This window comes from Pseudomonas sp. 20P_3.2_Bac5 (assembly GCF_025466035.1).
Lineage (GTDB): Bacteria > Pseudomonadota > Gammaproteobacteria > Pseudomonadales > Pseudomonadaceae > Aquipseudomonas.
Genome location: NZ_JANLOA010000050.1, coordinates 42,319 through 55,515, shown reverse-complemented (window position 1 = coordinate 55,515; position 13,197 = coordinate 42,319). Strand labels below are relative to the sequence as shown.

The 13,197-nt window shown below is 67.7% G+C and carries 6 protein-coding genes; all 6 read left to right on the top strand.

What is annotated here, in order from left to right; translation table 11 throughout:
• The coding region (locus NTD88_RS08775; protein ID WP_262191723.1) for a hypothetical protein at positions 1-471 on the top strand (471 nt) is incomplete at its 5' end.
• 18 nt (positions 472-489) lie between these two features.
• Positions 490-1,062: a TadE/TadG family type IV pilus assembly protein gene (locus NTD88_RS08770; protein WP_095158845.1), complete on the top strand. Its 573-nt coding sequence runs from the start codon at positions 490-492 to the stop codon at positions 1,060-1,062.
• The gene (locus NTD88_RS08765) at positions 1,059-1,628 is read left to right on the top strand and encodes a TadE/TadG family type IV pilus assembly protein (RefSeq protein WP_095158844.1); all 570 of its coding nucleotides are present in this window, start codon (positions 1,059-1,061) and stop codon (positions 1,626-1,628) included. Before NTD88_RS08770 ends, NTD88_RS08765 begins: the two co-directional genes overlap by 4 nt.
• Entirely contained in the window at positions 1,625-2,014 is a 390-nt protein-coding gene (locus NTD88_RS08760) for a YbaN family protein (protein WP_262155134.1), read from the top strand. The genes NTD88_RS08765 and NTD88_RS08760 overlap by 4 nt, the downstream gene beginning before the upstream one ends.
• Before the next feature lie 216 nt (positions 2,015-2,230).
• Complete coding sequence (locus tag NTD88_RS08755; RefSeq protein ID WP_262155133.1) at positions 2,231-3,790, top strand: TadE/TadG family type IV pilus assembly protein; 1,560 nt, start codon at positions 2,231-2,233, stop codon at positions 3,788-3,790.
• A 34-nt stretch (positions 3,791-3,824) separates the two neighbouring features.
• Complete coding sequence (locus NTD88_RS08750; protein ID WP_262155132.1) at positions 3,825-13,133, top strand: beta-propeller fold lactonase family protein; 9,309 nt, start codon at positions 3,825-3,827, stop codon at positions 13,131-13,133.
• Positions 13,134-13,197: the final 64 nt, after the last annotated feature.

The window sequence follows — 13,197 nt, the reverse complement described above, 5'->3', positions numbered from 1 at the left end:
AGCGCCGAACAGAACTTCAGTTGCGCATTGAAGGTGGAAGGCGAACCCAGCCAGCGCGCGCAACTGCTCAACGGCCTCGGCGTGGCGCAGACCCTGCTCGGCCAGCGCCCGGCGGCGCGCGAATCATTCCAGCAAGCCCTGGCGCTGGAACCCGGCTACAGCCCGGCGACCAACAACCTGGCCCTGAGCTGGCTGGCCGACGGCGAACGCAGCAAGGCCATCGGCCTGCTCAACGGTGCGCGGCAGAGCGGCGAAGTCGCCCTGCAACTGAACCTGGCCCTGGCCTGGGTGCTGGACGGCCACGACGACACCGCCCTGCGCATCCTCGAAGAAAACCTCGAGCCGCACTACGCCCAGGACATCCTCGAGCGCTTCCGCGCCACCCGCGAACGCATCGCCAACGGCGCGCCGGTGGACAGCGAACTGCTCGCCGCCAGCCAGCAACCCCTGAAACTGGCCAGCCGGGACTGATTGTCGATGAGAGCGCCGATGAAATTGCGCGTTGCCCTGCGTCGCTTGCGCGGCGCCGATGACGGTGTCACCGCGGTGGAAACCGCGTTCATCCTGCCGGTGCTGTTGTTCGGCCTGATGATGTTGTTCGAACTGGCGCACATGGCCCTGGTCATCGGCGCCGGCAACCTGGCGCTGGAACACGCCGTGCAGCGCCTGCGGGAAATGCCGGATTACTACCGGCTCGGCGCCAGCGACCTGCAGCAGCGGCTGGCCGAACGCATGCAGGCGCGCAGCTTCGGGCTGATCGAGGCGGGCGAGCTGAAGGTCGACGTGCTGCCGTTCGACAACCTGCGCCAGTACGGCGAATCGCGTCCGGGCGCCAGCGGCACCAGCAGCGCCAGCCAGACCGGCAGCGATGCCGTGGCCGGCGTGGAGACGCCGCTGGACACCGTGTTTTCGCCGCCGATCCTGAGCGTCACCGTGGACCTCAAGCAGGACTACATGACCGTCTTCCCCGGCCTGTTCGGCCTCGGCGACGGCTACCAGTACCAATACCGCCACCTCCTCGGCAACCTGCCAAGCGACCCGGACAACGAGGACAGCCAATGAAGCGCAAACACTCCCAGCGCGGCAGTGCCTTGCTGGAAACGGTGCTGGTGTTCCCGGTGCTGATCGGCGTCACCCTGCTCGCCGCCGACCTCTACAACCTGCACCAGGCGCGCAGCTACATGGAGCAGTCGGCGCACACCATCGCCTCGGTGCTGGGGGTGCAGAGCACCCTCGACAACAACGGCGTGCAAGCCCTGGTCGAGCGCGCCACCAGCATGAACCGCACACCGTTCGAACTGATCATCAGCAAGGTCGAGAGCGACCGCAGCATGAACTGGCGACCCCTGTACCGCGGCGAAGTCCAGGGCGTGTGCGAACGGCACAGTGCCGGCTCGCGCTTTACCGGCGCGTTCCCCGAGGCGCTGCGCGCCGATGACGAACAGACCCTGAGCAACGTGCCGGTGGTGGTGGTGCAGGTCTGCGCCACCGTCGACGCTCTGGCCTTGAGCTACGCCCTGCTGGGCAGCGACAAAATCGAGGTCCAGGCCATCAGCCGTTTGCAACACGGCACGCCGACCCTGGACGACGTCCTGACCCGCGAACTCGACCCACAGGAAGACGAATGAGCCAGACCGTCCCCCAGGCGCGCGGGCTCAAGCGCCTGGCATACCTGCTGCTGGCCTGGGCCAGCCTCGGCATGGCGGTACTCGGCGCTGTCCTGCCGGGGCTGCCTTGTACCGAGTTCGTCCTGCTCAGCGCCTGGGCCGCGTCGCGCAGCTCACCGCGCCTGAACCGCTGGCTGGAACAGCACCGCCTGTTCGGTCCACTGCTGCGCGACTGGCGGGCGGGCGGGTTTATCAGCCGGCGGAGCAAAGTGGTCGCCAGCGTAGCGATGCTGCTGTGCCTGGGATTGCTGCTGTGGCACCAGCCGCCGTTGTGGCTGGTGTTGTGTGCGGGGGGCGGGATGGGCTGTGGCGCGGTGTTTATCTGGTCGCGGCCGGAGCGGGGTTAGAGGGCCACATCCCAAGGGTTCGGCGCCCCGCCAAAATCGCGCCTACAGAGGCGACGTGCCCCGGACCTTGTAGGAGCGAGCTTGCTCGCGATGCCCCCACCCTTAAGCAATCTTAATGATGCAACGATTGCCGCTAACAAGAACGATTCCTATCTTTGTCGCCACCCTCGGCCGAGGCACATCCGGCCCGCTCACTGCGCAGGAACCCGTCCCGCCATGCCCGCTCTCCCCCGCTTCGCCACCCGGCTCCGTCATTTCGCCCGGCAACAACAGGGGGCCGTCGCGCCCTTCGCGATTCTGGTGCTCGGCGGTGCGCTGATGGCCACCGCCTACGTCATCGACCAGAGCCGCGCCCTGGAAAACACCGCCCAGCTCAAGCGCGCCACCGACGCCGCGGCCATGGCCGTGGGCAACCAGCGCCTGCTCGATGACAGCCTCAGCCAGCAGCAGATGCAGCAACTGGCGACCTCCATGGTGCAGGCCAACCTCGGCACCGACCTGGCCCTGCGCGAGCAGGTCGGCGGCGATGACATCAACCTCACCCAGCAACGCGACGGCGAAGGGGTGGTGCGCATTACCGTCAGCGCCGCCTACAGCGCCGAGTCGCAACTGTTGCAGGCGCCGGTGCAACGCATGCAAGTCAGCTCCACGGTGGAGGTGGTCAATCGTCCCGTGGAGATCGCCCTGGTGATCCCCAATACCCTCAGCGAACAGGCCCGCGACCTCGCCGCCTTGCGGCGCCTGGTCCGCGAGTTCGCCGAGCAGGTGCTGGGCGCCCGTCCCGACGGCCAGACCTGGATTTCCCTGGTGCCCTACAGCCAGTCGGTGAATGTCTACAGCAGCGAAGACAGCGGGCGCATCCGCCGCTGGGCGGCGCCCGGCGCACTGACGCCGGTGGAGCTGCGCTCGCTGTTCCGCACCGGCTACAGCGGCCTCGCCGACCAGCGCATTCCCGACCGCCGCGCCAACCTGCTGTGCATGTACCGCGGCCTCGGCCAGGGCCAGAACTACTTCTGGGACCAGGCGCCGTCCGGGCAATTCAAGGTCCATTACCGTCACGACCTGCCGGAGAACGGCAGCCCCGGCGCGCCGGCGATTTCCTGGACCGGCCCCAACCCGGACTTCGGCCAGGCCACCGGGGTCAACGACACCCGCTGGATGGTCGCCGACCGTGGCTGCCCGGCCGCCGCCCTGCTGCCGCTGACCCGCGACATGACGCGCATCGAGCGCCGCGTGCAAGAGTTCTCGACCCGCTTCAACACCAACTATGCCATCGCCATGGGCTGGGCCGCCGCCAGCCTCTCGCCGCAAATGCGCGGCGCCGCCGGCTGGGGCGACAGCCGCCTGCCGCTGGACTTCAACGCCGACCGCCAGGGCGACAACGTGAAGATCATGGTCATGCTGGCCAACACCACCGGCAACTGGTTCGACACCGATGCGTACAACGCCGAAGTGGGCCAGGCCATCGACGGCGAGAACTCCACGGTGTCGTCCAACGACATCGCCGGCCGGCGCTTCATGAACCTGTGCAACAGCTTCGTCGCCCGCGGCCTCAAGTTTCATTTCCTCGGGGTTCGCCCCGGTGACCCCAACGACTTCGGCCGCCGCCTCTTCGACCGCGTCGCCGGCCCCGGCCTGCGCGTCTGCGCCCAGGACGGCAGCATGACCTTCGCCAATGCCGAGAACTTCGGCGACGGTGAAGCCCAGCTACGCAGCCTGCTGCGCGAGATCGCCAACAGGATCAAGCACGAGCGCTTCGTGCGCCTGATCGACTGAGTCCCCTCTTTCCGCTTCCCGACAAGGACATGCCATGAGTGCGTCACGCCCCCGCAATCGCAAGCCCCACACCAGCCTGGCACTGGCCCTCGAACCGAGGATGATGTTCGACGCCGCCGCGGTGACCACCGCGGTGCAGACCGCCGACCAGGCCGATGCCCAGCAGGCCGCGGCCAACCATGCGCCGAGCCTGAGCGCCGAGGCGACGCAGGTCACCCATACCGTGACCGAGGGCGCGGTCAGCGGCGGTCCGTTGTTCAGCAATGTGCTGGCCAACACCAACGACAGCGACCAGCACTTCGATAACCTGCGCATCACCATCAACAGCAGCGGCACCCACGAGGCCCTGCTGGTCGACGGCACGCAGATCCTGCTGGACGGCACGCCGAGCGGCGAGACGGCGGGCAAGTTCTACAGCTACACCGTCAGCAACAGCGGTGGCATGACCACCCTCGACATCAATTTCGATTCCAGCGCCGCCAACAGCGCCGCCGACGTCAAGGCACTGGTGGAGGGCATCCGCTTCCAGACCCTCGACGGCACCCCGGACAACGGCAGCCGCACCATCAGCCTGACCCAGGTCAGCGACATCAACGACGACAACAGTGGCGGCGACAGCACCACGCTGAACATCAGCGCCACGGTCAATCTGGTCAGCGGGGTCAACCGCGCGCCGCTGCTGGAACGCGACAACCCGCTGGACCTGGCGCAGTCCCTGACCACCAGCGGCATCACCCTGAAAGAGGCGATCTACAGCGGCGACGGCAAGTTTCTCTATGCCGCCGCCGACAATGGCCGGCTGCTGGTCTACGGCATCGACGGCAAGGGCATGCTCAGCCTGGTGCAGAACCTCGCCGCGCCCACCGGGATGACCGAACTGGTGGATGTCGCCCTGAGCAAGGACGGCAAGTTCCTTTACAGCGCCAGCAGCGACACCCTCCACACCTTCCAGGTAGCGGCGGACGGCAGCCTCAGCCGCATCCAGGGCACCAGCATCGGCAGCGTGCGCGGGCTGGCGCTGTCGGACGACGGCAAGCAGGTCTACATCACCACCCTCTACGGCGGCCTCGAAGTGCGCAGCCGCGACCCGCTGACGGGCGCCATCGGCACCAGCGCCGTGCAGACCCTCGATGAAGGCACGCTGCAGTCGGGCCGGGCCAAGCTGGTGCAGAGCATCGGCGACTATGTCTACGTGGTGCTCGACCCGGACTCGTTCGTCTCCCGCGACACCCTGACCATTCTCAAGCGCGGCAGCAACGATCGCCTGTCGGTGGTCGACCTGGGCTGGGCCTACACCACCGACGGCAGCTTCGATGGCACCACCGAGCACAGCCTGGCGGCCAGCGCCGATGGCCGGTTCATCTACCTGGGCGACAGCGAGCAAGGGGTGATTCAGGTCTATCAACTGGGCAGCAACGGCCTGGTGCGCATCGACAGCATCGCGCTGGCCCAGGTCAACGGCCTGACCCTCAGCGCCAACGGCAGCCAGCTCTACGCCACCAGCGCCGACGGCACGCTGCATCAATATCAGGTCAACGCCAGCAGCGGCCTGCTCAACGAAACCGGCAGCCAGAGCGTGGTCGGCGCCAAGGCGGTGGTCGCCAGCCCCGACGGCCAATCGATGCTGGTGGCCGGCACCGGTGTCAGCCGCTTCACCAACGTGCGCACCTACCTCAGCGCCAGTGACCTGGTGCTCGGCCAGGGCCTGAAACTCAGCGACAGCAACGCCGATGCGCTGGCCTCCGGCGCTGGCGACTACAGCGGCATGCGCGTCACGGTCGAGCGGGTCGGCGGCGCCAATGCCGCTGACCAGTTCGCCTTCGCCGCCGGCAACGGCATCAGCCTCAACGGCGAGGCCGTGATGCGCAACGGCGTGGAAATCGGACGCTTCGTGCAGAACGGCGGCCAATTGACCCTGAGCATCAGCGCCGCGCTGACCCGCGCCGAGGCCAATGCCCTGCTGCAACAGGTGATCTACCGCAACACCACCAGCAGCGGCCAGGTAGAACTGCGCCTGGTGGCCAACGACGGCCAACTGGACAGCAGCGAACAGCGTGTCAGCCTGCTGATCACCCTCAACAGCGCCCCGCAACTGAGCGCCACCACGGTGGTCAACCCGGTCTACGACACCCACGGCACCCTGGTGAAGCTGTTCCAGGACGCCCAGGTCAACACCGGCGAAGCCGGCCAGAGCATCAGCCGCCTGACCCTCACCCTCGGCGGCGTGGCCGGCGCCAGCAACGAGTTCGTGCTGGTGGACAACACCGCCATCGCCCTCGGCCAGTCCGCCAGCGGCACCCTCGCCAACGGCATGACGTACACCTACACCGTCGACGGCGACAACGCCACGCTGGTCCTGAGCAGCGCCGCCGGCCTGGCGCCCTCGGCCCTGCAGACCCTGGTCAACGGCATCGGCTACCGCAACGACAACCCGCTGGCGGTCAGCGGCCAACGCAGCGTCACCCTCTCCAGCGTGCAGGACAACGGTGGCACCGGCGGCGGTGGCAGCGACACCAGCGCGCTGCAGATCAGCAGCAGCCTGACCGTCAACACCGGCACCGCGCCGACCGTCACCGAACAGGTCGACCCGGTCGCCACCCTGTATTACGCCAACGGCACCCTCAGTGGCTACAGCGATTACGTCAACGCCATCGAGATCAGCGGCGACGGCAAGACCCTGCTGCTGGCCGGCACCACCGGCAGCAACCTCAACGGCACGAGCTACCTGCGGGTGTACGCCCGCGATGCCAGCAGCGGTGCCCTGACCCTGTTGCAGAGCTTCACCCAGGGCGCCAGCGACAACCCGGCCACCAGCGACATCGAAGTCGATGGCCTGGGCCGCATCACCAGCGTGATGGCGGCGGGCGACAACCTCTCGGTGTACGTCGCCGGTTTCGACAGCGCCAAGGGCTACAGCACCCTGGTGCGCTTCAGCCGCGATGCGGCCAGCGGCCTGCTGACCTACGCCGGCATCGCCGCGGTGCAGAACGACGTCGTCCGCGCGGCGGACAGCAGTGTCACGCCAGCGGTAACGGAAGTCCGCCTGGACGGCCCGGTGACCGACATCGTCATCTCCGCCGACGGCACCTCGCTGTACACCATCAACGGCATGACCGCCGGCTTCACCAGCACCGGCAAGGCGGTGCTCGGCATGTACGCCCGCGACCCGGCCAGCGGCGCGCTGACCTACCTCGGTCACTACTACGACACCACGCAGATGCCCCGCCCCAGCGGCATCGTGCTGAGCAGCGACGGCGCCTCGGTGTACGTCTCCAACAGCAACGGCAGCATCACCGTCCTGGCCCGCGCCGCGGACACCGGGCGCCTGACCTTCGTCGAGCGGGTGACCGTCGCCAGCATCACCGCCGACCCCGACAGCGCGCCACGTACCAGCACTGACACCCGCTACCTGAACGCCACCGATATCGTGATCTCCGCCGACGGCCGTTCGGTCTATGTCAACTCCGTCGACGCGACGATGATCTCGTCCTTCAGCCGCGATGCCGCCACCGGCAAGCTGACCTTTATCGGCGCCCTTTACACCTACACCTACAGCAACGCCACCAGCATGCGCGAGCTGGCCATCTCGGCGGACGGCACCGCCGTCTATGCCACCGCCAACAACCGTGGGGTGATGCTGTTCAACCGCGATACCAACACCGGCCTGCTGACCTACAACAGCATGATCAGCGGCCTGTCGAAGAACAGCGGCTACCTGGCCCTGAGCCCGGACGGCCAACACCTCTACAACGGCACCTATGTGGTCAACAACGGCGTGGACATCATCGCCGCCCGCTACAACGCCCACTGGAACGAAAACACCCCGACCCACGTCGCCGCCGGCATGCAATTGAGCGACGTCGACTACGAAGCGCTCGGCAGCTACCAGGGCCTGGTCATCACCCTCGCCCGCGCCACCAGCGCCAACGCCGCCGACCGCTTCGACTTCAGCGCCGGCAACGGCCTGAGCCTCGACGGCCAGCGCATCCTCCTCGATGGTCAACACGTGGCGACCTTCGTGCAGAGCGCCGGCACCCTCACCGTGACCCTGACCGGTGCGGTCAACGGCCAGGTCACCAACCAGATCCTCCACCAGTTGAACTACGTCGCCGGCCCGACCGCCACGGACCAGCAACTGAACCTGAGCATCCGCTTCAATGACGGCGTCAAGCAGACCGAGCGCGCGATCGTCGTGCTGGTCAACCACGCGCCGCAGATCAGCGCGCCGCTGGCCGCGCTGGCGCCGGTCGAGATCGGCCAGACCCTGAACCTCAGCCTGCCCCTGGAGCGGTTCAGCGACAGCGACGGCGACGCCCTCACCTTCCGCCTCGACGGCCTGCCCGCGGGCCTCGCCTTCGACCCGGCCACCGGCCTGCTCAGCGGCAGCCCGGTCGACGGCACGGTGGGCGTGCATGCACTGACCCTGACCGTCACCGATGCCCGTGGCGCCCAACAGGTGATCAGCCTGGAACTGGAAGTCCAGGCCATGCCCGACCAGCGCCCCGCGCTAGGCGGCGCGATGACCGATGTGGAACTGATCGACAGCGTCGGCAACAACGACGACAACCTCGGCAACCTGCTGGAGGCGCCCCGGGACAGCCTGCTCAGTGCCGACGGCAAGTTCCTTTATGTGATCAGCGACGGCGTCCACTGGGACGACTCCAGCAAAGCCACCCTCAGCGTCTTCGCCCGCGACAGCGAAGGCCGCCTGAGCCTGGTGCAGAGCCTGAACGGCGACGCCGCCACGCTGGCCGGTGCCGAGAAGGTGCTGATCAGCGCCGACCAGCACTGGCTGTACGTGCTGTCCGGGACCAGCAACAGCCTGCTGGTGTTTGCCCGCGATAGCGGCAGCGGCCAATTGCACCTGGCGTCCACGTTCGCCGGCGACAGCCTCGGCGAAGAACTGCCGGCCATCGTCGATCTCGCCCAGCAGGGTGACACCCTCTACCTGGCCACCAGCGCCGGCCTGTTCCAACTGCGTCAGGCGGCTGATGGCAGCCTGACGCAAGTCGCCCCGGCCACCAGCGTCCAGGGGCTGGAAAGCCCGCAGCGGCTGCTGCTCAGCAGCGACGGCGAGTTCTTGCTGGTCAGTGGCGTGGGCGGCCAGGACCTGCTCGTCACCCTGCGCATCGGCAGCGACGGCAGCCTCAGCGAAGTGGCGCGCGTCGGCCTGAATGACGGCAGCACCCTGCACAACCTCAGCGCCATGACCCTCAGCGCCGATGGCCGCTTCATCTACGCCCTGGACAAACAGGACGCCGGCGACGTGCAACTGCGCATCCTGGCCCTGGGCAGCGACGGCAGCCTGCGCTTGCTCGCCAGCCAGAGCGTCGACGGCCAGGCCAGCGAACTGGCGGTCACCGCGGACGGCAGCGCCCTGTTCATCGCCGGCGGCGGCACACTGGCCGGCTACGCCCGCAACAGCGACGGCCTGCTGCTCGGCGAAGCGCACCCGCTCAAGGGCGATTACAACGAACTGGTCGGCCTCAGCCTGAGCGCGGACGGCCAGAGCCTGTACCTGGTCGGCGGCCAATGGGACGCCAGCGTGCTCGACCTGCGCCTGGGCGTCAGCGCGCTGACCGTCACCGAAGGCGATGCCGCCGTGCCGTTGCTGCCCAGCGCAACGGTCAGCGACCTGCAACTGGACCAGCGCGACGACTACCAGAACGCATCGGTGCAGATCGCTCGCCAGGGCGGTGCGTCCAGCGACGACCTGTTCGGTTTCACCGAGGGCAACGGCTTCACCCAGGCCAACGGCCAGATCCTCAAGGACGGCGCGGTTATCGCCACGCTGCAACAGCAGGGCGGCCGCCTGACCCTGACCTTCACCGGCACGGTGACCCAGGCCGATGCCCAGCAGGCGCTGCGTCAGCTCGACTACCGCAACGTCAGCCAGGACCCGACCCACAACGGCGATCAGGTGAAGATGCAGGTGGTGTTCTTCGACGGCGATGGCAACCGTGCAGTACTCACCGTCGCGGTGACGCTGATCGGCGTGAACGACCCGGCGATCCTCGACAGCAGCGTGCTCAACCCGACCCTGGCGGACCTCGGCGCGCCGGTGCAACTGTTCGACAAGACCCGCATCGACACCATCGAGGCGGGCCAGTTGGTCAGCCAGGTGGTGCTGACCCTCGACGCGATCAACCAGCACGACGTCATCAGCGTGCTCGGCCAGAAGATCTACCTGGACAACCGCGGCGAAGACCCGACCAAGGACGACACCAACGTCTACACCCTGCCAAATGGCTTGCAGTACCAGGTCATCCGCGAGAACGGCGTGACGCGCCTAAACCTGTTCGTCATGCGCTCGGCCAGCGAGGCCGCGACGCTGATCGACAGCCTGGCGTTCTACAACCACGGCAGCGACAACACCGGCAGCCGGCAGATCAGCCTGGCAATCCGCGAAAACATGGATTACGCCCTGACCGACAACTACCTCACCACGCTGCAACAGGCGGTGACCGTCACCTTCGGCGCGGCCGCTGCCAACGCCGCGCCGGTGCTGGAGAACCGCGGCGCCGCCGTGCTCTACCGCGAGCGCGAAGGCGCGGTGGTGCTGGCGCCGGTCGCGAGCATCGGCGACAGCCAGCTCGACGCCTTGAACAACGGTCTGGGCAACTACCAGGGCAGCACGCTGCACGTGACCCTGCTCAACGTCAAAGCCGGCGACACCCTGGGCTTCCAGGAAGGCAACGGCTTGAAGGTGGTGGACGGCAAGCTGCTCAAGGGCGACGTGGTCATCGGCAGCGTCGAGATCGGCAACGGCACACTCACCGTGCGCTTCAACGACGACGCCGGGGTCATGCCGAGCAAAGAAGACGTCAACAACGTCCTGCATCAGCTCACCTACGCCAGCACCAGCCACAGCCCGGACGCGGTGCAGCGCTTCAGCATCACCCTCAATGACGGCCGGCTGACCTCCGCGGCGCTGGACGTGCGGATCAATACCCAATTGATCAATGACACCCCGGTGGTGGGTGACGACCCGCTGCTGTCGCTGGGCGAATTCAGCCTGTCCCGCCCGCTCGCCAGCCTCGCCGGGCTGGGTGAGCTGAGCGGCGCGGTGTTGAGCGCCGACGGCAAACTGCTGTATGCCGCCGACACCCAGGGCAACCTGGCGTTGTTCAGCCTGGACAGCGCCGGGCGGGTCAGCCTGGTCAGCAGCCTGCCCCTCGCCGAGGGCGTGAAAAGCATCCAGCACCTGAGCCTGAGCAGCGACGGCAAGCACCTGTTCGTCTCGGCCAACGATAACCAGCAGTTGCGGGTGTATGCGCGGGATGCCCAGGGTGGGCTGAGCCTGGCGCAAGTGCTGGACACCGACGCGTCCGTCGAATGGCAAAGCTTCCGCCAGGTCGAGCTGTCGACCGATGGCAAGTTCGCCTATGTCATGACCGACACCGGGCTGATGGTCTTCAGTCGCGCGGACAACGGCAGCCTGGCCTTCAAGCAGGTGATCGAAGCCAGCGGCGACACGCCGCCGCACCTTTGGCTGCCCTCGGCGATCAGCGTCAGCGGCAACTACCTGATCGTCACCACCGTCTATGAGGCGCGCCCCTCGGTGATCGTCTACAGCCGCGGCAGCGACGGCGGGCTGACGGTGCTGACCGGCCTGAGCAACGGCCAGAAGGACAGCGCCGGCGTGCTCGTCGAACTCGGCAAGGTCCAGCACCTGGCCGTCAGCGCCGACGGCAAGACGCTGTACGTCACCGACGCCAACGGCGTGCAGCGCCTGAGCCTGGACACCGCGAACAAGACCCTGACCGTCGCGGAACGCTTCGCCCTGGAGGGCATTCGCGATATCGCGCTGAGCACTGACGGGCTCAGCCTCTATGTCACCCAGGAAAACGGCAGCGTCCAGCGCTACAGCACCCGCGAAGGGCTGCTGGCTGCCGGCGCGGTCGACGCCGTGGGCAACGCCGGGCAACTCCTTTTGGGCAGCAACGGCCAGGTGCTGGCGCTGGGCGACGGCGTGGCCGTGCTGTCGGCGCCGGGTGTCAGCGACCCGCTGTACCACCGCGACGGCCAGCCGGTGGCCCTGGCTCCGACCCTGCGCCTGAGCGACTACGAACTGGACGCTGGAAATGACGGCCAGGGCAACTACCAGGGCGCCAGACTGACTATCCGCCGCGAGTTCGACGGTTCGTCCGCCGACCAGTTCGGCCTGATCGCCGGCAACGGCTTCAGCCTGGAGAACGGCGTCATCCTGCTCGACGGCGTCGCCGTGGCCCGGCTGCACTCGGCGGACGGCGCCATGACCCTGAACATCGACGCCGCCCTGAGCAGCGCCCAGGTCAACACCCTGCTGCGGCAACTGTCGTACGCCAATACCACGGGCAGCGCGGACGAGCGCATCAGTCTGATCCTGCAGTTGAACGATGGTGCGCTTGCCAGCAGCACGTTCTCGGTCGATCTGAGGCTGACGGGGACTGTGGGGACGGTGGATCCGGTTGATCCTGTGGACCCAGTTGACCCTGTCGATCCTGTTGACCCGGTGGATCCGGTTGACCCCGTCGATCCTGTTGATCCGGTGGATCCGGTGGATCCGGTTGACCCCGTCGACCCTGTTGACCCGGTGGAGCCGGTTGACCCCGTCGATCCGGTTGATCCGGTGGATCCGGTGGATCCGGTTGACCCCGTCGATCCTGTTGACCCGGTAGACCCGATTGATCCTGTTGACCCCGTCACCCCGCCAACACCCGACACCGTCGCCCCGGTCATCCTTCAGGACAGCCGCGAGCGCTGGTCGCAACCGGCGACGTTCGCCGACCAGCCGATCAGCTTCCAGGTGCCGGCCTCGCCACAGGCAACGCCGGCGAACGCCGAGCAGGTGCTACGCGAGGTCCAGGACAGTCAACGGCGCTTCGAGCAACAACGCCAGGACATCGCCCGCCTGCCCGAGCCGGACGAGCTGCCGGAGGCGCGCAGCGACCAGCGCCTTATCCAGCCCGGCAATCCGCTGCTGGCGCTGGACCCGCTGGTCAACGGGGTCAAGGCGGTGCGCAGCGAGGTCACCCTGGAAGCCCGCGAACAAGGCGCCGACAGCGTGCTGAGCCTGCCGGGCGGCCTCTTCCTCAGCCGCGACGGCCGGGTTCAGGTGAGCGTGCGACTGGCCAACGGCCTCGCGCTGCCGGGCTGGATCCGCTTCGACCCGCGCACCGGCGAAGTGCGCGTCGACAGCCGGCAACTGGCACGCGTGGGCCAATTGGAACTGCTACTGCGCGGTCAGGACGCCCAGGGGCGCCAGGCGCTGATCAAGGTGCATGTGCGCAGCGAGGGCGCCGGCCCGCAGGCCGCATTGCCCGGCAGCCCGTCGCTCAGCCAGCAGTTGGCGGCCCTGTAACACCAAGGGGGCCGCTTGCGGCCCCCGATTCCGCTGCGACCTTAAGCAATCTTAATAAACCCGC